This window comes from Candidatus Erwinia haradaeae, from assembly GCF_900698955.1.
GTDB classification, from domain to species: domain Bacteria; phylum Pseudomonadota; class Gammaproteobacteria; order Enterobacterales; family Enterobacteriaceae; genus Erwinia_E; species Erwinia_E haradaeae_G.
In genome coordinates this window covers 698,183-719,673 of sequence record NZ_LR217720.1, presented here as the reverse complement: position 1 = coordinate 719,673, position 21,491 = coordinate 698,183, and the positions used below count along the sequence as shown (strand labels likewise).

Genomic DNA, 21,491 nt, shown 5'->3' with positions numbered 1-21,491 from the left:
ATACTCTTATGATAATCAGAGAATACAGACTATAGCAGGTATAATCATTACATATGAAGATGCTTCTTGTGCTCTGATGTATGACATTATCTAGAGTAACTAATCATACATATATTCCACCAGTGTGGGGTTGTCGCGTATGACTGTTTTTGAATATAAAAATGGTATGTACTTCCAATGATACATAGATGACTCGTAGTTAATGCTATATGAGTGAGTTTATAATATAAGAAGAGTTCGATTATAAATAAGTGAGAGCAATTATTTTATGGATGACCATAGGCAAATAACATTATTACACACTGATGTGTCAGAGCAGTTTGAGTAATCAGTGTTTCTTTGTTCTTACCACGGAATGTATTTTCTAACGTAAAGAGTATTATAGATGTTTAACTATACAGATGAATGAGGATCTATGCAAAGAGCCTCGAATTTTGATAGAGAATTAATGCTTCCTCGTTATTGGATTACGTGGTTTGGTATTAGTATTTTGTTTCTTATCGTTTGTCTTCCATATCCACTCTTATATAGGTTTGGAATCTGGATTGGGCGTTGCTCTATGTTTTTTATGAAGCGCCGTGTTTTTATTGTACGTCGTAATTTAGAACTCTGTTTTCCAGATATGGATAAAACTCATTTAGCGCAGAGTGTTAAGAGTAATTTTGAATCTTTAGGTATGGGTTTACTCGAAACTGGTATGGCTTGGTTTTGGTCTGATCGTCGTGTAAAAAAATGGTTTAGTGTTAAAGGGCTTGAGCACTTGATAGCAGCCCACAAACCTAACCGCGGGATTCTCATGATCGGTTTACATTTTATGTCTCTTGAGCTAGGTGGGCGTGCAATGGGTCTATGTCATCCTATGACAGCTATATACCGTCCTCATAATAATAAATTAATGGAGTGGGTGCAAACTAAGGGTAGATTGCGCTCTAATAAGGCTATGATTAATCGACGAAATTTACGGGGTGCCATACATGCATTAAAATCTGGTGAGATTGTATGGTTTGCTCCAGATCAAGATTATGGAGCCAAGGGTACTGTGTTTGCCCCGCTTTTTTCGGTTCCCGACGTAGCTACCACTAGCGGTACGTGGGTTTTAGCTCGCTTAGCTCAACCAGCATTAATGACTGTAGTATTTTTGCGTAAAGAAGATCAAAGCGGGTATGAGTTATTGATTGAAAGAGAGATTCAAGATTACCCGTTAGACGATGAAATGCAAGCGGCTAGATATATCAACAATATAATTGAAAAGGAAATCATGCGTGCTCCCAGTCAATATATGTGGTTACATCGTCGATTTAAAACCCGTCCAGCAGGGATGCATTCGTTATATTAAGTATGTATTTTAGAAATAGTGTCGTTGTATTATTTAGCAGTGTAATATATTGTAGAGTACAATAGCATTGGGGGTGACTTATTTCTCTTTTATTGATGACGCACGGGCTTATAATAATATGTTAACTGCATTAAGAAATAATGGGATATGTATAAATGAGAAAATATTATATAATCATGTCAGGGCTGTAATGCACAGGGTAAGTGATCTTATCAAAGATAGATGCATTATATACGTGAATGTACCATTTCTAATCTTTTATCTTTATGACTTAGGATTCTAGAAAATAGACATCTCCGATAATAATTGTAGACAAAGTCTAATTATTTTATAATTAATCTGATGTAAATGATTTTTAACTTCAAGTTATTCATCATTATATTTTAAGAATGTATAGAAATGTTAATTTGTATAAAAATTATAATCTAATTTATTATTATATTTAACATTATACTCTAAAAAATAAAAGTTATTACAGCATTCTTTTTAATATATATTTTTTATTTCAGTCATCAATTAACATAAGAACGTAGTCACAAATGTTGAGAAAGCTTTAGTAGCTTGGTGTTTGAATTATGTAATTTCTTTAAAAGATTGACGTGTACTATCAGAATATATGTAATATACATTCATAACTTTTGGAGGTATGATCTTTTATAGGAAATGTGGTATGACTTTTAAGTGGTACGATACATATATGGTTCTCACAAATACCCTAGGTGCATAAAGATATGCATAGCATTTTTATATTCTGACTTTAATACATATGAACTGACTAGCCACGGTGTGATAGAGAATAATAGTACGATGTTTAATAAATCCCCTATTACAACGCGTTAGATAGACAAGGAACGAAAAAATATGCAGAAATTATTATATCTATAGGTTGCTAATGTCGATTTTTGGTATCGGGACTGATATTGTCGAGATTGTACGTATAACCACAATCATATCTCGTGTTGGTGATCGATTAGCACAGCGCATACTCAGTCATGCGGAGCTTAGTCAGTATCACTTGCATTTACGGCCTGAGCGTTTGCTTGCTAAGAGTTTTGCGGTGAAGGAAGCGACAGTGAAGGCATTTGGTCTTGGTATGCGCGGTGGCCTTGCATTTAATCAGATTGAAATACATCATGATAGGTTAGGTAAGCCTTATATATGTTTTTTACAACATGCAAAAATTATGGCACAAGATTGTTCTATCAGCAATGTATCCGTTACTCTGGCTGATGAAAGACAATATGTTGTAGCTATGGTTATTATTGAGAATTAAGTACATACACTTAATATACATATGGTTATACAAAATATTCTTTGACGATGACATGCATATTTTATAGAAATTATACGTAGTGATACTTGCCAGTGGCAAGTATGAAGGTTTTTGGATACATACAATTTGTAATATACCTACTGATAATACGTTGCCTTTTCTATGGGTTATTTCATATAATATAAAAAAATAAAGGAAATTTACAGAAGAAGATCTATTATTATGATCTCTATCTATCGTGATATTCTTTATCACTATAGTGTAGTATTTTTTATTTTTATAATCATGAATACGATGATTACTGAATATATATATTTAGATTGGTAATCGTAGTGATATAAATAAAAAAGATTATGTTATTTTTGTGATGATGAAGATTTATTTTTACAATATCTAAATAGTATTTTGTGCATTTAAAAATCTATCAATCTGGTTTTATAACCAACATATGTTCTTTTTATAGGGTGTACATAACACTGTGATCAATCATTTATTATCACTAATGAATACAATACTATATTAATTAAAAATTTTGATTTTTGTCGTGAATAATTTTTGGATCAATCTTTCGTTTGAATTTATACTCACCAACTATCATTCCTATGATAATTAACATACCACCTAGCAAGGCGCGCGATGATAAATATTCTCCCGTGATGTGCCCACATACCCCAGCCCACACTGGTTCACCCGCATAAATGATAGTAGCACGTGTGGGGGATACGCTACACTGAGCCCAGTTCATTGTAATTTGAATAAGCGCACTAGCAATGCCTAACCCAATGGTACTATACAGTAGATAAGGTGTACATGGGGGTATCGGTTCGCTATTCAGGAGCATACAAAGAAAACTAGATAATGAAGCTACTCCCAGTTGTACCACGGTAATGCGCTGTACGTTAACCTGATTAGCATAGGTGCTAATGAGGATAATCTCAGCTGAGATAGCTAATGTACTGAGTAAAGTAGCTACTTCACTTTTATTGAAAACTAGAGGTCCACTATGAGGACTCGATAGTAGAAGCAAACCGCTAAAAGCAAGAAGTACCCCCGTCCAGGATAATAGATGTGGTCTTAATCCAAGAAATATCCATTGTAATAATGGTATTAATGGTACATAAAGTGCAGTGATAAAGGCAGATTTACTACCAGTAATAGTTTGCATACCGTAAGCTTGTAAACTATACCCACATCCTATAGCTATTCCGACTAAAATACCGGCTTTAATTTCTCTCAAAGTGATCATTCTGAGCATGCGCCATGACATCAATACCAGTATAAGTGTTGCTATAGCAAAACGTACTCCGATAAACCAAAACGGTCCACTGATGGTCATGATATGATTGACGATAAGAAAACTACCCCCCCAAATCATAGTAATGAACATTAATACTGCTTCAGGGAGTTTCAGTATAAATTTATAACTTGAGAATACAGATGACATTATCATCCTATTATATTTAAGTGACTGTATTAGATTGTATCAGTAACAATACACATACCATTGCTGATTATTATTTTTAATATATTTTTTCTATCTATCAGAAAGCATACTGAGAAGATTTCTTATTATTTGTGCCTGCTATATTTTTTAATCTGCATAATTAAATATATTATCTATCCGTTTCAGAAATTTCATGTTGTAGTATGTTGTTGGTAGGAGTGTCATCTTATCTCAATTTTTGATTTGTTTTCATAGAATATGCTCCCTAGTTTTTTATCAAATCTAGTAAGTATGCTCATTCTTATGAGGATTTGTACAAAGAATGTATATTCTGCCTGATGAAATCATGGATTGTCTACTTATAATTATATGATTGCTTAGCATCGTGGATGTTATTGAGACGATAGCGACCTTTAGCATCAAAAGCATGATAGATGTTAGTATATATTTTAAGCATACATGATCAGTAGACAACCTATCTTAATATCGAATCATTATAATTATATAAGAGTAATCATTATGTTGATCATATGGTTTCATAGTATCACTCGATGCATTAAAAAATAAATTATTATTGATAATAAATTATTTCTATAATATGTATTATCGTTGGCATTAAGAGAGAGAAGAAGATAAGCCTCATTATCACGCTAATTTTTGAAGTTTTTATCCTACATTCTCTTATAGAGCTCTTTTTAGTACACAATGTTGATTGTTGGATCATCAAATGATTTAGGCAATCAGGATTTATGATAGCCAGAGAGAACCCTATCAACCTAATAGTAACTCCTTATTTATTCGCAGACTATGTAGATGATTTATGGCTTTGAGACGATTTTCCTTTAACCATATTGCAGTACAAGATATAGCTGTATAAATGGCATGATCTATAAATTGTTTTTCTTGTTTTGAGGGCGAGCTAAGTACAAATGTGACTACTTGATTTTGACTTCCAGGATGTCCTATTCCAATGCGTAAACGATGAAAATTTGTGTCATTACCAAGACTTGTAATAATATCTTTAAGGCCGTTATGCCCACCATGGCTACCATTTTGTTTAAATTTAACCACACCTGGTGGGAGATGCAGTTCATCATGAGCAATCAAGATATTCTGAACTGGAATCTTATAAAAGACTGCCATGGAGGACACAGATTTCCCGCTATTATTCATGAAGGTTGTTGGGATTAATAATCTTATATTATGCGTACCTAGTTTGAAAAGTGCAGTATAGCCAAAGAATTTTTTTTCTTTTATTAAGATTTTATTATAACGCTGAGCTAGCATAGAAATATACCAAGATCCAGCATTATGTCGAGTGTTGGCGTACTCCTCTCCAGGATTTGCTAGGCCAACAATTAATCTGATGTTATTCATACTTTAGGGTGCCCTTAAGTGTTATGAACAATGTTGAAGATTATTGTAAATATCAATGATTTATAGATTATTTGTATATACGTTTGGTTTTTACCAGGCACGTTTTCTCTTTTCTTTTTTAGCAATTAGACATTATTGTTCTCTTTCTCAGTGTAGCTAGCATGGTGTAATATATCAATATATATCGATATCTGTCTACATATGCGAATTTAGTATAAAAATGCTATTATGAATGAAAGTCATTACATAAAATATATTTTAATACTTAAAGATTATAAGAAATATACCGGTGCTTTGTGCATTATTATAATCTATACACATTCTGTATTTGACTACAGATATATTTTCTTCATGATATTAAAGTGTTATATGCTATGATCAGGGATATATTATTCGTATGCACTTAAGGAAGCTGTTTACAAAAAAGATATATTGTTGTGTTTTAGTTATAATGTAATAAAATTATGATTGTGAATACACCGGGGTGTATGATCATACATAGATACTAACTATCAATTGTATTAATTAAAGTTATTCATTGGTCTGCAGTAGAATTTTCTATAGTGTAACAATACTTTTAGGTAACATTTTGTTTGATAACATGAATAAAAATTCAGACTAGGCATATCAGTGGGTTGAGCATGTGTGTATGCACACCATGTTCTATCAGATTTTTGTGCATCATATAGAGTTTGCGATTATCAAGGTTTGTAGGTGTACCTTTCGCGATCAAGATGGAGTGATTAATTCACCATGTGCTGTCTGAGTATTTTTGAATCACTGTGTTTGCAACCATTCTTTAAGAACTCTGTGTAGATCTTCGGTCATTTTATTTTGCGATTGAGTGGCGTCAATTTTTTTTATTCTATGATTTGTCTTAACCATAGTTAAATAATAGTTACGAACACAGGTAAAAAAATGCAATGACTCTTCTTCAATACGGTCAAGTTGACCACGTTTTTTGATTCTTTGTAAGCTGATCCTAGGGGTAATATCTAGATATAAGGTTAGGTCTGGGGTAAAGTTACCAATAACTTCTTTTTTTAGGCGGTATATAAAATCATGGCTAATTCCACGACCTTCTCCTTGATATGCCTGGGAGGAGAGATCATGGCGATCTCCAATAACCCATGTGCCACGCGTTAATGCTGGTTTAATGACATTCTCTATTAATTGTATACGTGCGGCATATAGCATTAATAATTCAGTGTAATGTATGATCTTTTCGTTTTTTGTAACCTCTGTTTTTTTGATTAATTGCCGAAGTTTTTCTGCCAGTGGTGTGCTGCCTGGCTCACGAGTGTATATAATTTTATGCACACCGTGTTTTCGTAGTGTAGCAGCGACTGTATGAGACGATGTAGTTTTACCAGCCCCTTCTAAACCTTCAATAACAATAAACTTACCCTTCACGATCTATCTCTTCTTATCTTGGATTTAATCTTGAACGATATCTGTATGATCAATAGCTTCTTTTAACTATATGTCAATATCAATACACTCTCTGTTCTTATGCTGTAATTTTGTAACATAATGTTTAATGTTCTTGCGTGATTATACTATTTATTAAGGAAAAAATAATACTATTATGTTTTTAGCTTCACGAGAAGTATACTGTGATCTATTTTTTGGTATGATTCTGGTGTCTATGTTCACCATCATTAAGATGATTCATCCATGAAATTACCACAAGAAAGATCTATAAGATTCATGGCAATATCATAGTATAAATGTATGGTTTTAGATAGGTGTGGTATGGTGTAATGTGCTTACATTATCATTGGTAAATATAGTATATATTAGTTATTTGTCACAGCGAGCAGGAAGAACGATTCAAATGATCAATATATGATAATTATTCATATCCGTATATCAGATTTTTATGGCACATGGATGTATTGATAGTTTATATATAATAACACAAACTGTATTTTAAAGGGTATACTAATACAGTATATGTACTGTAGCTTATGTGCTAATCTAGTCTCGCATCAGATACACAATGCTGGGTTTTTATTTTATTATTATTCTTAAATATTTCCTGGTCGAAACAGTAACTCGATTTTTTAATATTTCTTGGTCGTTGTGTATTATCTTTCTGAACCATGTCGCGATATTAAGTGCTTAATATCGTTTTTTTCTTAGAGGAAATATGATGGTTAATCTCTATTGCAATACTAATGATAACGACCAGTATTGTGACTGGCAGTTATCTAATACTGGTGATACACTAGAATTACTATTCTAGTGTATCTTACTTATGCTGATCAGTAAGAATAATTAAGATGTATTTTATTTTAGCATTAATTATAGTATCTATAAACTCCTTAATGGATCTATCATTCATGGTAATGATAGCGATCACTTGTCGTGATTATATTATAACCATTTAGAAAGACCTATATGCTATGTATCCTTAATCATAAAAATTTTTTTAGCATCGTTAGGTGATTATGTCATTAGGTATATAGTAACATTCAATAATTTTACGATACTGATGCATTCTTTATATATGATTGCTGCATTTTATTATAAGATATTTTCAGAGTGACTATTTGCAGGAATTATTTATTTTTCAACAGTTATTGCATAATGCTTTTTACGGAAAAAATATAGTGTGGATTCCACGAATTGATGCATATGAACTGATAGTACAAAATTGTTTCCTGATAATGAATGATATAGGCTATAAGTTTTAAAAGAATTCAAAGATATATTATGCATAAAATAATGTATTAGGATGTCATTCATAATTTTATACTCTCCATACAGAACGGTGAACAGAGTTCATCATTTGTTCGCATATGTATAAGACAAGACTACATGATAGATATAAAACACACTGTTGAGATTGTAATTGTTGGTGGCGGTATGATAGGCGCTGCTTTAGCGAGTGGTTTGGCGAAGCACGGGTTTGAGGTGGTGGTGCTTGAGCAAGCACCACCACCGATGTTTGATCCGTTGTCGAACCCAGACTTACGAATATCAGCAATTACTGCCGCCTCAGTGACTTTCCTCAAAAAGCTAGAAGTTTGGCCACGTGTTCTTGTTATGCGTTGTGCACCTTATCGCACACAGGAACTTTGGGAGTATCAAATAGCTCGTGTTAGATTTGATGCTCAGTCACTTGGTTTATCTGAGTTAGGTTATATGGTGGAAAACCATGTATTAAAATACGCATTGTCGCAACAATTACACCATCAATCTGTACCAATTTTTTATAAAACACGTTTAATAGATGTGCAGAAGAGAAAAGATACTTGGAATATCATTTTGGATGATGGTACCAATTTACAGGCACTTCTCGTGGTAGGCGCAGATGGTGCGCATTCACAGGTAAGAAAACTAGTAAACATTGGCTGTTATAGTGGGCAATATACACAATCCTGCATGCTCATTAGTGTGTACTGTAATTATCATCCAGGAGACAGTACGTGGCAACAACTTACACCTCATGGTCCTCGGGCTTTTTTACCACTTTTTGGGTGCTGGGCCTTACTAGTTTGGTATGACCAACCCGCGCGGCTTAACAGCCTACAGGGGCTAACAATGACGCAGTTAAAAAAAGAAATCCAGATACATTTTCCTAGTCGTGTGAGAACCGTCACACCATTGGCGACAACTGTGCTACGATTTTATCGTAGTCATGCTAAGCATTACATATTAGCTGGACTAGCATTAGTGGGCGATGCAGCACATACGTTGCACCCATTGGCAGGGCAGGGTGTTAATCTTGGCTATCGTGATGTCTCTGCGCTCATGGAGGTTCTCAGAGAAGCGCGTCAGAACTCGGATCAGTGGGCTTCTGTAGAGGTATTACAACGCTACCAGGACAAACGAAAAAAGGATAATTACCTGATGCAAAATGGGATAGATCTATTGCATGTTGCTTTTAGTCATAAATGTTTACCATTAAAAATGGTACGTAATGCAGGATTAATAATCGCTGATCGTGCAGGGCAGTTGAAAAAAGATATGTTATCTTATGGGTTAGGGTTGTAATTTGTGGTGATGTATGGATACGTTAAGCAATCAGGGTGAGTCAAAAAGAGACTACACAAGAGTAGATTTTATTAATTGTAAATGATAGATGACTTTTTAGTCAACTGTAGTAAATATTTTTTGGAAAATAAATGATTTTTATTAAGATAAATGTATAATTTGTGTTGCATATTCTATGCGGTTTTTTTAAAATAAGATGTACTAAATGCCGGTTTAGCTCAGTTGGTAGAGCGACTGACTTGTAATCAGTAGGTCACCAGTTCGATTCCGGTAGCCGGCACCATGAAGAGCTCATGAAGATTATTGGTGGGATTCCCGAGCGGCCAAAGGGAGCAGACTGTAAATCTGTCGTCATAGACTTCGAAGGTTCGAATCCTTCTCCCACCACCACTTAACTATGATCTGTACTTAGTATTTATTAGTATAATGTGTTCTATTTCATTTAGTGATATAATATAATATATTGATCTTGGAATACTCTTAGGTTCTATGCCGCAATCTATAATTATATCATATAAAATATGTTTTTTATTCTATAAAGTATAGAATACCCCCATACCACCTAGTGAGCATGAGCTAGATCGTACATAGAAGTTTTTAGATGCGGACATGGTATAATGGACATTACCTCAGCCTTCCAAGCTGATGACACGGGTTCGATTCCCGTTGTCCGCTCCATATGATGCTGATATAGCTCAGTTGGCAGAGCACATCCTTGGTAAGGGTGAGGTCCCCAGTCCGAATCTGGGTATCAGCACCACATAAATACTCCAAAATATTCAAAAATAAATTATATAAATCACGGATATACATATCATGTCTATATGACATTTTGTGACATGTCCTTGTATCCTTCTAGATTTTATAGTTCATAGAAGCTGTAGTATTTTCATGTCATGTTATTCGATAACCTTTTATATTTCATGTTGTTTGGAAAAAATAAAACTCTAGTGCCTATCTACATCAATAGATTAAATGCCAATGTGCAGCTCTAGAAATTCTCATTGTAATTTTCGGTTTTCTAGGAAAATTTACTCTAATAAATAGAGCCTGAATATTTTTTAATTAAGAGTTTTATAAATACTCGTTGAGTATCTGCCCATAGGTGATACAGATACTCTGTTGTAGAGACCACATCTGTGTACTAGATGTTCGGTGTATATAGTATAAAGAGTAAGAGCAGGACTATTTTCATGAAGAAAATAGTCGAAGATCTCTTTTTGTCAATAGATCAGATATCAGAAAAAAGTGAGGTAGAAAGATATCTTTCGCCAGATGAGGGAAGAACGACCACAATATTTTTTGATATAAAGTTTTTTTCTTTTTGTATTTTGAGTGCAGCAGAGAGAGCTGCACCGGAAGATATACCAGCTAAGATGCCTTCTTTGAGCATTAATAGGCGTGCAGTAGAAATCGCTTCTTCATTTGTAACAACTATGACACGATCTACAAGGTTAAGATCAAGATTTTTTGGAATGAAGCCGGCCCCAATACCTTGAATTTTATGTGGACCTGGTTTTATTTCTTTTCCCGCTAATGTTTGAGAAATTACTGCAGAATCAATTGGTTCAACTGCTACTGAAATGAGATCTTTAATTCCTTTAGTGTGTTTTAGGTATCTCGTGACTCCAGTTAGAGTGCCACCGGTACCTACACCAGAAATAAAAACATCTATATTTCCACCGGAATCTTTCCAGATTTCTGGACCTGTGGTTTTTTCATGAATTGCAGGGTTAGCTGGATTATGAAATTGTTGTAGTAAAATACATGCTTCCGGATGATTATCGACAATTTCTTCTGATTTACTGATAGCACCTTTCATTCCTTGGTCACCTGGAGTTAATATTACATTAGCCCCCAATGCTTTTAATAACTTTCTGCGTTCGATACTCATCGTGTCTGGCATAGTTAGCGTTAAGCGATATCCACGTGCGGCTGCTACATAGGCTAGGGCAATACCTGTATTGCCGCTAGTTGGTTCTACTAACTGCATACCCTTTTTAAGAATACCACGATTTTCTGCATCCCAAACCATATTAGCGCCCACGCGACATTTTACACTAAAGCTAGGATTGCGCGATTCAACTTTTACAAGAATTTGTCCATTACCAATGCGGTTCAATCGAACCAGGGGAGTACGACCAATTGTGAAAGAATTATCTAAGTATATATTGCTCATAGTGTATCCATATTATATAAAAATTGATAAGTTATAATAGTTAGCATAGCTGGTTTTATGATTGTTGCAAATGTACACAACGTATGTATTAACAGCAATCAATAACACAAAGATTATTTTTAATGAAAAGATTGTCTTAGCATGCACAGAAATTCTATAATCTACATATTTTAAAAAAGTATATTTTAAGTACAGTTAGCAAAAGATCATTAAGGTTCCGATGACAGCTGCGGATATGCACAAGTTATGCATAGTTTATAGGATACGGGGAGATATGAGACTAACTGATAGCTTCATGCCATCGGATTTTTATTATTCCCTCAATTAATTCTATAGTTTACTAAAAATCAGAGGTAAAAATGTTAGCTTGTATTAAGCTTGCTTTAAATTATATCTTGCCTAAGCAAGCTTTGACTGAATTAGCAGGATGGTGTGCTGCAAAACGTTTTGGGTGGCTTACAAAGGCTGTAATTGATCTATTTATTTGGTATTATAAAGTGGATATGCAGGAATTTCAGAAGACTGATACTGCTATGTACAATACTTTTAATGATTTTTTCGTACGCCGTTTGCGTGATAATTTATATCAAATTAAAAGTGATTCAAATGTACTGGTTTGTCCTGCGAACGGTGTAATTAGTCAAATTGGGTTAATTCAGGGTGATCAAATTCTACAAGCCAAAGAACATTCCTATTCGCTTTTATCTTTACTGGCTGGTAGTTATGCTATGACAAAGTTGTTTCAAGATGGTGTGTTTGTAACTATTTACCTCTCTCCAAAGGACTACCACCGTGTCCATATGCCATGTAATGGAGTATTACGCGAGATGATTTATGTACCTGGCGATCTCTATGCATTAAATCTCTTTATGAGACAACGCATTCCTAATTTATTTGCGCGTAATGAGCGCTTAATTTGTCGTTTTGATACTCCCTTTGGACCCGTAGTACAGGTTTTAGTAGGTGCAACTATCGTTGGTAGTATTGAAACTATTTGGTCAGGTACTGTGACGCCGCCACGTCAGGGCATTATTAAATGTTGGAATTGGCCACTTACTCATATAGACAATGACGTTATAACTTTAAGAAAGGGAGATGAAATGGGTCGATTTAAACTAGGTTCAACCGTTATTACTTTATTATCTTCTGGTAAAATTACACTCGATTCTAGCCTTTGTGCAGGTAGTCAAGTTCGTCTTGGGATGCCTTTAGCTATAAGAAGCGAAAACAGAAAATCTACAGGCGATTAAACTTAACTAATCATGTGATCACTATGCTCTACCTGATTCTTTCTATTTTTTTAGGCTACATCTCTTTTCATCCAGTGCATGATTATAATGCACGAGATGTATTAAAAATACCGCAGGGATATAAGGAGATACAACCTTACATAAATAGTATAGCCCAAAACATATCGCATTATGATACTAGATCTGCATCGTTTTACTCTGTCAAAGAATATATGCAGTGGATAAATATAGCACGAGAATGTCGACAGATAATCGATAGTCTTCCTAGGAAGTCTTATGAATTATATCAGGAGATTTTTACGAAGAAGTTATCATATCATTCAGCATATCGTAAGGTAACTACTGCTGCGTGTCAGAAAGACAGCGTGAAAAAGAGTAACAAAGTCATAGAAGAAGCATGGGAAGTCCGGGAAGATGATAATTGTGCTGACAAGATCAGTTATTTGTTTTTTCACCTCTTAGAAAACCCACTTATAGTACATAAAGTTTTTTACAGACAAAATCGTCCATTATACATACAAACTCCATCAACGAATATAAACAAAAGACTGCCATTCATACAACAACAAAAAGAGTTGAATGCATGTCAAGCCTTGATCGGTGCACTGTATTTAGAGAAATTGTCAGTTTGTCATAGATCAAGACTTGCACGGATGTATTTTGGGGTTCATCTGTGGCAAGTCGATGATCAAGATGGTATGCCGCAAGAATTACGCAACGAGCGGTATAGCTATAAACAGCATGTAGTAAAGACATCTTTAGCTATGTATGAACAGCGAGAAGAAGATGTGCAGGATATGCCAGACGCGATTATTGAGCAATTTCGTATTAATCAAAATCTATTATTAGAACTGAAGCAACAGGCTTTACGTATGGATCTAGTGGCTGCTCAGCAGCGTACTGCCGCTGAAAAAACCATTCAGGTTCGTCAGGCATTACGTACTATTTGTGAACAGTCCCAGTGGCTGGGTGCCTCTAATGTACTTGGTGAAGCATTAAGGGGGTTAGTAGCACGTCTGCCTAAGATTATCAAACCACAGCAATTAGACAGAGAAATGGCTGAGTTACGTGCTAAACGTTTATACTATTCTGATCTATTCGAGCAGAAATTTTCCTTAAAAACAAGCGGGTATCCTACGCTAACAAAAGAACAAGAAAAGATTTTTTCAGTGCAACTTCAGACTCAGCATCAGCTTGTAACTGAACTGTTATCTGGTTCTGATGTTCTTACTTTAGAATTAACTAAATTAAATGTAGCAAATAGTCAATTAGTGGATGCACTGAATGAAGTTAAAGATGCCACCCATCGTTATCTATTTTGGACACCTGATATAAATGCAATAAATTTTAGTTATCCTGGTGCATTGTTAGATGATCTAAGAGTTTTGTTGTCATCAGACACATTAGGTCAGTTAGGTAAAGCGATTTTAATGATGTTCACGAGCCAAAATACACTCCTACCTTTGTGTTTATCTAGCTTATTAGTTTTCTTTAGTTTGAGCTCATATCGTCATTTTCGTTATTTCCTTAAACGTGCATCCAGCAAAGTAGGAAAGGTGACCAAAGACCAATTTAACCTTACAATACGTACTTTATTTTGGTCTATTTTAATTTCATTTCCATTACCGATGCTGTTAGAAGCACTAGGATATGGTCTGCAGAATGCCTGGCCTTACTCTATTGCAGTGGCTATGGGAGACGGTGTTGTTGCTAGCGTACCATTGTTATGGGGCTTAACAATTTGTAATGTTTTTGCGTGTGAAGACGGTCTCTTTACTGTGCATTTTCGCTGGCCAAAAAATCAAGTGGCACTTGCCGTGCGTTGTTGTAAAATATGTATCTGGATGATAGTTCCTTTAATCATAATGTTGATATCTTTTGAGAATTTTTTGGACCATAAATTCTCTCCCACACTTGGTAGAATGTGTTTTATTCTAACTTGTGGACTCTTAAGCATGATAGCAGAAACACTGAAACGCGCCGATATTCCTCTATATTTTAATCATCGTGGGAATATTTCTCATGTCATGAATAATATTATTTGGAATATGATAATTATCATTCCAGTAGTGGCTATATTAGCAACATGTATTGGTTATCTAGATACTGCGCAAGCTTTATTAGACAGATTAGGGACATCACTAGCTATTGGATTTGTTTTTTTAGTTATTTATCATATTATTCGTCGTTGGATGCTTATTCAGAGGCGTCGGATTGCTTTTGATAGAGCGCGCGTACGCCGTGCTGAGATCCTTTCTCAACGTGCTCGTACTGACGACGATGCAGTATTTCTTCATAAGGGTGTTGGTGATCATGTGGAAATTGAAGAACCAAGTATTAATTTAGACTCTATTAGTACACAGTCACTCAAACTAGTACGCTCGTTGCTTACTTTAATTGCTTTAGTTTTTATTCTTGCTTTGTGGTCTGAAATTCATGCTGCTTTTAGTTTTTTAGAAAATATTCATCTTTGGGATGTCAGTAGTATAATGCATGGTATTGATACCGTACAACCTATAACACTTGGTTCAGTCATGCATGCTGTTCTTGTGTTTATCATTACTACTCAATTAGTACGTAATATGCCTTCTTTCTTAGAGTTAGCGCTCTTACAACACTTGAATTTAATGCCAGGTACAGGGTATGCTATCACTACTTCTAGTAAGTATTTGATTATACTGCTTGGCAGTTTAACCGGTTTTTCATTAATCGGTATCGATTGGTCAAAATTACAGTGGCTTGTTGCTGGTTTAAGCTTAGGATTAGGTTTTGGGTTACAGGAAATTTTTGCTAATTTTATTTCAGGTTTAATTATTTTATTTGAAAAACCGATCCGTATCGGTGATACAGTCACTATCCGTAATTTGACTGGAAGTGTAACACGCATCAATACTCGAGCTACTACAATCACGGACTGGGATCGTAAAGAAATTATTGTGCCAAACCGGTCTTTTATTACTGAACAGTTTACTAATTGGTCACTTTCAGACTCTGTGACGAGGGTAGTATTAAGTATTCCGGCATCGCTAAGCGCTAATACTGAGGAAGTGACAAATATTTTACTGAAAGCTGTAGAACGTTGTCGTTTTGTATTAAAAAATCCACCACCAGAAGTTTTTTTAGTAGATTTACAACAAGGTCTGCAATTATTCGAGCTACGTATTCATGCTGCAGAGATGGAACACCGCATGCCATTACGTCATGATTTGCATCGATTAATATTGTTAGGTTTTCAAGAGCATAACATAGATGTGCAATCCCCAGCATTACAGGTACGCATAGAAGGTCTTCGTACTGAAGTAAATGTATGTGTTAAGTAGAATATGATGTATCTCATACGTATTATGCTATTTTGCGTATACTACAAATATAACGCGGTGTGAAATATCATTCATACTGCATCTCATTGATGAATAGAAGCTATTATTTAATATTTTGATATTTTGATATCTAGAGCGTTAGCAACGATCTACTGCAAAGGCAATTACATCACTGATCTGATCCACCTCTAAAGCGAGCATTACTAAGCGATCAACACCTAGTGCCACGCCAGCGCTCTCTGGCATACCATAATCTAGGGCGCCCACTAAATAGGGATCGATAGGTTGCTGTGGTAGCCCAGAGGTAGCGCGTTTATCATTATCTCTTGCGAAACGTTGAAGTTGTTCATTGCTATCTGTTAATTCATGAAACCCATTAGCCAGTTCTATGCCATGAAAATAGACTTCGAAGCGTTCCGCAATGCGGCGATCATATTTATTTATAGTGGAAAGCGCAGCTTGTGCAACAGGAAAATGGTAAATGAATGTTGGGTTTTCTGTGCTGATTTTATTTTCTATTCCACTCACAAAAAGAAGTTCTAACAGCAGATCTCTATCTTCTTCATTTTGAGATACGTTACCAACACCTAATTGATCTGCTTTTTTTTGTAGCTGATGAGTATCTGCTAAGAGCGGATCCAGATTAAGATAACGTAAAAAAACTTCTTGGTATGAAAGAAATTTTGCTGGTTTACACTGCAGTATGTACTGTAACAGTTCGTTTACTTCATCCATTAAACGATACATATCATAGTTTGGCTGATACCATTCTAGCATTGTAAACTCTGGATTATGGTAACGTCCTATTTCTTGATTGCGAAAGCTACGGCACAATTGATAAATTGGGCCACTACCTGCTGCTAATAAGCGTTTCATATGATATTCAGGGCTGGTTGTTAACCAGAGTTTGAGTGCTTGATTTTCTTGCTCTCCCGGTCGTAAAAAATATGTTTGAAAAGAGGAGATATGTACATCAGTGACAGTTGATTGACTAAGTGTAGGAGTTTCTACTTCTAAGACTTTACGGTCAGAAAAGAAACGTCGGATTTTAGCGATAATGCTCGCACGTTGAAATAAATTCACAATTGAAGCATTTGGATGCCAGGTATCCATTTTTCTATATTTACTCCATTTTTGTTTGATTGAATTAGTGTATTTTAAGACTCAAGGGTATGACATCACAAAGCGGTGTCTTAGATTTCGTATAGTGCGGAGTATAATGCATACGATGACGAGTTATCCAATATGGATGATGCTTGTGAAAATATATTACTACATTATTATTGATCGATATGATCTAACAGTAATAGCTATAAGGTTAAAATATTTATTGAGTATGATTGTCACATATCAGATGCAGGCTACTATTGTACGGAATGCTGTATTTTTTCTATAAAACGTACCTAATATTATGATGTTATTTTATAAAATCAAATGAACATAGATGTGTTTTATTTAACATAAAGCAGTGAATAATAATGATTATGCAGTGCATATTTATCTAAAATGTCTTTTTAGAAACAGTTATGCGTGTGATGACGACAATCATATCAGAATATCACTGTTACTTGATTTTTATTTGGAATTCCATGTAAAGATTTATTGTATGACTAATTAGAGATAGACATATTTATATCCCATAATGTTACATTTTATGTAAAAATCTGTAGTAAGAGATATATGATTTTTTTGTGTTTAAATTTCTGAGAATGTAAGATACTTGCAAATACGGTAGTTTCCAAATTGGAATACAATTCAGAAGACATAGAATATTTCCAAAACTATATCAATTTAAATCATATGAGCTTTGACTGAATGAATATGAAGAGAAGGGTATTTATATAAAAGCATTAGCTAGAGAGCTAAGATATTTTTTAGGCATAAATATATTATTATTTTTGTATATAGAATAATTTTCTAGATATGCATGTGTTTAATATAACATATTACATCATTAATACTTACCACAAACTTAGGTATAACATGCTGTGTTATTGATGGAAATGATTTTATAGAAAATCATATAGATGATTATCATCATAATGATGTCATCTTTATGTGCTATATAGCATATGACAATGCATTACAGATGTATCTGTATTTTTATGTGTATAAGTCGATGTAAACACTGTATCATTTGGAATCAGTTTTTTATATGAATAATATGTGCTACCTAGGCGAGATTGAAGGTATTTTGGTTGATTATTTCCATTTATGATAATATTTTACTATGTAAATAATATTGGATATGGGGTCTGAAGGTGTTAATACTGCAGCGTGTTTACTGAAGGGTTTGATTATTATGGGATATGATTTGTCAAATTAGGTGCTAGGTTATTGTCTGTTTTTACAGGCTTACGTATTGTATACTGTACATAGCTCGCGAAGTCTTAATTACATTACTATAGACTGTGTGATTATTACATCTGTTACTATGATATAATAAATATTATTTAGGTGTCACTTTTAATAGCTTTATTTGTATAGTGGGATTATAGGTAGATTATCTCAACTGCGATGCTTAATTAGTGTGGGCAGAAATAGAAAAGTGTACTGGTATGCTTGTTTTTTCTGTAGAAATAATTTTCTATTCATTCGACTGATCTATTATCATATCAAAAATCTCTCTACTTGCATGCTACATACTTACCATAGTGGTTAATTTTCGTTAGAGATACCGCTTCAGGAGTTATTGATTTTAAAAATGATTTTATAATGTATTTTAGTCAATAAATTAAAGAATGATATCAAAGTACAATCACTGGTATGTGACGATTCTATTCTTTTTTTTGTGTTCTTCTCAAGCAGCTGATCTACTAAAGATAGATATTTCTAATAGTAGACGTTTAGCACAGGTGAGACTGGTTTTTTCTACGAAACCAGTCTATGTTATGTTCCCGTTACATCAACCCGATCGTATAGTTTTTGATATTTATCATAGTACTATATTATGTGGGATACCACATATTTTCTCTCAGAAAAATATTCTAAAATGTATACGTGCTAGTGCGCAGAAACATACCCGTAATATACGTCTTGTTTTTAATGTAAGCCACAGTAGGACAATAAAAGTATTGAGTAAGCCTATTGGCACTCGTTATCACGTTTTATGCACTATTTCTCTTCCCCAGCCTGTGCCGAAACAATCTATTCATACTAAGTTTTCAAAGATGTCGATGATTCATAAATTGAGTATTATGCGTCCAAATAAAAAGCATGTTAACTCCCCCCTAAGAAAGATAGATACAATACATCATCCTTCTAGTTTGAATTGTACAAGGAGTAAGATAATAGTTGCTATTGATGCGGGGCACGGTGGACAAGATCCTGGGGCTATTGGAAGGGGGGGGTCAGAAGAAAAAGATATAACTATTTCTATTGCTCGTAAACTAAAAAAATACCTAGATTCCGATCCTATGTTTACAGGGGTTATGACTCGTTATGGGGATAATTTTATTTCTGTTCAAGCGCGTTCGGAAATAGCTCATAAGAAAAAAGCGAACATACTTATATCAATTCACACAGATTCTGCGCGAAATTATACAGCCGCTGGTGCATCCGCATGGGTTTTATCTAATCGTCGCGCGAATCATGAAATGGCAAATTGGTTCAAAAAACACGAGAAGACGTCTCAGGTTGTAGGTAAAACTCACCATTTTCTGCTAAATAATGTTCCAACTGATCGATATTTACATCAGGCTTTACTTGATCTACAGTTTAGTCACTCACAGAGAGTAGGGTATGATGTAGCTGCTATACTTCTTTCTCAGTTACAGAATATTTGTACTTTACATCATCGAAAACCAGCGTATGCCAGTTTTGGTGTATTACGCTCCCCATATATTCCGTCTCTTTTAATTGAAATAGGTTTTATTAGTAACCCAACAGAAGAGAAACTTCTTGGTAGCTTGGCATATCAAAAGAAAATGGCTCAGTCTATATATCAAGGTCTTCATACCTATTTTGTGTTAAACCCACCATTTTGTACAAAAAGAAATAACGTACAACTATTACAACCTATGGCAAGAGGGAGAAAAGGTCAACAGTTAGTAATTATGAAAAAAAAACCTCCTATGACTCACAAATATCACGTCATACAGAATAGTAAATATTTAGTAGGTATAGCTTCTGACCATCAAACGCAGACCGCTAATCATCGATTAATGCAACCTGTAAAACGTTCCGCTCATGTGCACAAGATACAACGTATTAAGTAAAAATACAGAGAGTAATGTATACTTTTAACCAAAGATTCTGAGCCTATCGTTTTCATTTCGTAGAAATTATATGTATGCAATACATGATGCGTATTAAAGAGTGAATAGTATAAGATGATAGGTGATTAGAAGAATTCTTGGAGACCTCATACGTTGTGATGCACCACTCTCTTATAGAGTATAAGAGGATCATTGTTTATTTACTCACCCTGCGTCTTGCAATTAGAATTGAAAATATGTGATAAAATGTACAGTTTATGAACGCTTTTAGAGAGAGGTTAGTCAGTTTTTATATTCTTATACACATGCAGTATTGTTGCTTGATAAAAGCATGCAATAAGTATATATCATTGCTTCCGTAAATATATTGTAGAAGAGCTATAATATTACGTATTAGATGCTATCTAGCACTGCTCCGGTATAGTATTTATTTTTTTTCGTTCAATATTGAGTGGTATATATACTCGATTTATGTGCTAGATAATTATTATAATTACACGTATAGGTTATTATATCGTGATCTTGTTTTTAACTATAATATGCATCCTAGAAAGATATATTCTGTATATAGAGCATCTATGATATGCAATAACAGAAAAGGATAAAAATATTACATGATAGACGATCTAAGCGGAAACTAGAAGTTCTGCTGAGCGTATTACTTTAGTAATTACTGATAAATTATGCATAAGATTTACATGAAAGGCTATATGTAGTGAGAATACTGCGCTTTGTAATTTTTTACAAGTGATATGCATAAAAAGAGCATATTTAATTAGTGATTGTTTTGTTATAACTACTAATCTGTTATGAGCAGCAGTATTTATAATGGTCTTGTGTGGTATAGATAAGAGTACAATAGATGGTCAGTGTATACTTAGAATTCATTTTTCTAGAACATGGGATCTCTATGTTTAGATTTATCATGAATATACAGGATCTACAACTGTTGCGACTCTGTTTGCCACTATGTTATGGGTGTCAAAACAGAAAATGTGCGTAATATGACAGCGATAGCATGAATAATTGCGTAGTTAAGTGTTAAAATTTGAAGGTGCATCTTAATGCTGTACGACTACACTAAGAATTTGTA

At 34.3% G+C, this 21,491-nt stretch carries 11 protein-coding genes and 4 tRNA genes; 10 read left to right on the top strand and 5 right to left on the bottom strand.

The genetic code is table 11. From position 1 onward, the window contains the following. Window positions 1-415 precede the first annotated feature (415 nt). Window positions 416-1,336 (top strand): kdo(2)-lipid IV(A) palmitoleoyltransferase, encoded by a 921-nt coding sequence (lpxP, locus tag ERCILAFE3058_RS02285; protein WP_157989840.1) that lies wholly within the window; start codon window positions 416-418, stop codon window positions 1,334-1,336. Between the two features lie 892 nt (window positions 1,337-2,228). Beyond that, window positions 2,229-2,609 carry a holo-ACP synthase gene (gene acpS / locus ERCILAFE3058_RS02280; protein WP_157989839.1) on the top strand — a complete coding sequence of 127 codons (381 nt, stop codon included), beginning with the start codon at window positions 2,229-2,231 and terminating at the stop codon, window positions 2,607-2,609. A gap of 523 nt (window positions 2,610-3,132) precedes the next feature. Here the strand turns inward: acpS and ERCILAFE3058_RS02275 are convergent. The 3 genes from ERCILAFE3058_RS02275 to tmk all read right to left on the bottom strand — a co-directional run bounded on the left by ERCILAFE3058_RS02275 (window position 3,133) and on the right by tmk (window position 6,843). Beyond that, window positions 3,133-4,053, bottom strand: coding sequence for a DMT family transporter (locus tag ERCILAFE3058_RS02275; protein WP_157989838.1), 921 nt, complete (start codon window positions 4,051-4,053; stop codon window positions 3,133-3,135). 771 nt (window positions 4,054-4,824) lie between these two features. Further along, window positions 4,825-5,430 carry an aminoacyl-tRNA hydrolase gene (gene pth, locus ERCILAFE3058_RS02270; RefSeq protein ID WP_157989837.1) on the bottom strand — a complete coding sequence of 202 codons (606 nt, stop codon included), beginning with the start codon at window positions 5,428-5,430 and terminating at the stop codon, window positions 4,825-4,827. Window positions 5,431-6,207: 777 nt separating this feature from the next. Then, entirely contained in the window at window positions 6,208-6,843 is a 636-nt protein-coding gene (gene tmk / locus ERCILAFE3058_RS02265; protein ID WP_157989836.1) for a dTMP kinase, read from the bottom strand. 1,410 nt (window positions 6,844-8,253) lie between these two features. Here tmk and ERCILAFE3058_RS02260 point away from each other — a divergent pair. The 5 genes from ERCILAFE3058_RS02260 to ERCILAFE3058_RS02240 all read left to right on the top strand — a co-directional run bounded on the left by ERCILAFE3058_RS02260 (window position 8,254) and on the right by ERCILAFE3058_RS02240 (window position 10,192). Beyond that, window positions 8,254-9,432: an FAD-dependent monooxygenase gene (locus ERCILAFE3058_RS02260; protein ID WP_157989835.1), complete on the top strand. Its 1,179-nt coding sequence runs from the start codon at window positions 8,254-8,256 to the stop codon at window positions 9,430-9,432. Window positions 9,433-9,639: 207 nt separating this feature from the next. Next, window positions 9,640-9,715 (top strand) — tRNA-Thr (locus tag ERCILAFE3058_RS02255). Between the two features lie 22 nt (window positions 9,716-9,737). Next, window positions 9,738-9,822 (top strand) — tRNA-Tyr (locus ERCILAFE3058_RS02250). Between the two features lie 213 nt (window positions 9,823-10,035). After that, window positions 10,036-10,110: transfer RNA gene (locus ERCILAFE3058_RS02245), tRNA-Gly, on the top strand. A 6-nt stretch (window positions 10,111-10,116) separates the two neighbouring features. Further along, window positions 10,117-10,192, top strand: a tRNA-Thr gene (locus ERCILAFE3058_RS02240). A gap of 471 nt (window positions 10,193-10,663) precedes the next feature. On the opposite strand, the gene cysK is transcribed toward ERCILAFE3058_RS02240, so the two are convergent. Continuing rightward, window positions 10,664-11,611, bottom strand: a complete 948-nt coding sequence (gene cysK, locus ERCILAFE3058_RS02235) for a cysteine synthase A (RefSeq protein WP_157989834.1) — start codon at window positions 11,609-11,611, stop codon at window positions 10,664-10,666. Between the two features lie 359 nt (window positions 11,612-11,970). Between cysK and asd the strand changes: the two genes are divergently transcribed. Continuing rightward, the gene (gene asd / locus ERCILAFE3058_RS02230; RefSeq protein WP_157989833.1) at window positions 11,971-12,861 is read left to right on the top strand and encodes an archaetidylserine decarboxylase; all 891 of its coding nucleotides are present in this window, start codon (window positions 11,971-11,973) and stop codon (window positions 12,859-12,861) included. A 23-nt stretch (window positions 12,862-12,884) separates the two neighbouring features. After that, window positions 12,885-16,181 (top strand): miniconductance mechanosensitive channel MscM, encoded by a 3,297-nt coding sequence (gene mscM / locus ERCILAFE3058_RS02225; RefSeq protein WP_157989832.1) that lies wholly within the window; start codon window positions 12,885-12,887, stop codon window positions 16,179-16,181. A gap of 138 nt (window positions 16,182-16,319) precedes the next feature. On the opposite strand, the gene epmA is transcribed toward mscM, so the two are convergent. After that, entirely contained in the window at window positions 16,320-17,324 is a 1,005-nt protein-coding gene (gene epmA, locus ERCILAFE3058_RS02220; protein ID WP_269472441.1) for an elongation factor P--(R)-beta-lysine ligase, read from the bottom strand. Between the two features lie 1,646 nt (window positions 17,325-18,970). Between epmA and ERCILAFE3058_RS02215 the strand changes: the two genes are divergently transcribed. Continuing rightward, window positions 18,971-20,398: an N-acetylmuramoyl-L-alanine amidase gene (locus tag ERCILAFE3058_RS02215; RefSeq protein ID WP_157989830.1), complete on the top strand. Its 1,428-nt coding sequence runs from the start codon at window positions 18,971-18,973 to the stop codon at window positions 20,396-20,398. The last annotated feature ends 1,093 nt before the right edge of the window (window positions 20,399-21,491 follow it).

Excerpts from the sequence above, each read along its gene's own strand:
- lpxP (WP_157989840.1), top strand. The coding sequence starts at position 416 with ATGCAAAGAGCCTCGAATTTTGATAGAGAATTAATGCTTCCTCGTTAT.
- acpS (WP_157989839.1), top strand. The coding sequence starts at position 2,229 with ATGTCGATTTTTGGTATCGGGACTGATATTGTCGAGATTGTACGTATA.
- ERCILAFE3058_RS02275 (WP_157989838.1), bottom strand. The coding sequence starts at position 4,053 with ATGTCATCTGTATTCTCAAGTTATAAATTTATACTGAAACTCCCTGAA.
- pth (WP_157989837.1), bottom strand. The coding sequence starts at position 5,430 with ATGAATAACATCAGATTAATTGTTGGCCTAGCAAATCCTGGAGAGGAG.
- ERCILAFE3058_RS02260 (WP_157989835.1), top strand. The coding sequence starts at position 8,254 with ATGATAGATATAAAACACACTGTTGAGATTGTAATTGTTGGTGGCGGT.
- cysK (WP_157989834.1), bottom strand. The coding sequence starts at position 11,611 with ATGAGCAATATATACTTAGATAATTCTTTCACAATTGGTCGTACTCCC.
- asd (WP_157989833.1), top strand. The coding sequence starts at position 11,971 with ATGTTAGCTTGTATTAAGCTTGCTTTAAATTATATCTTGCCTAAGCAA.
- mscM (WP_157989832.1), top strand. The coding sequence starts at position 12,885 with ATGCTCTACCTGATTCTTTCTATTTTTTTAGGCTACATCTCTTTTCAT.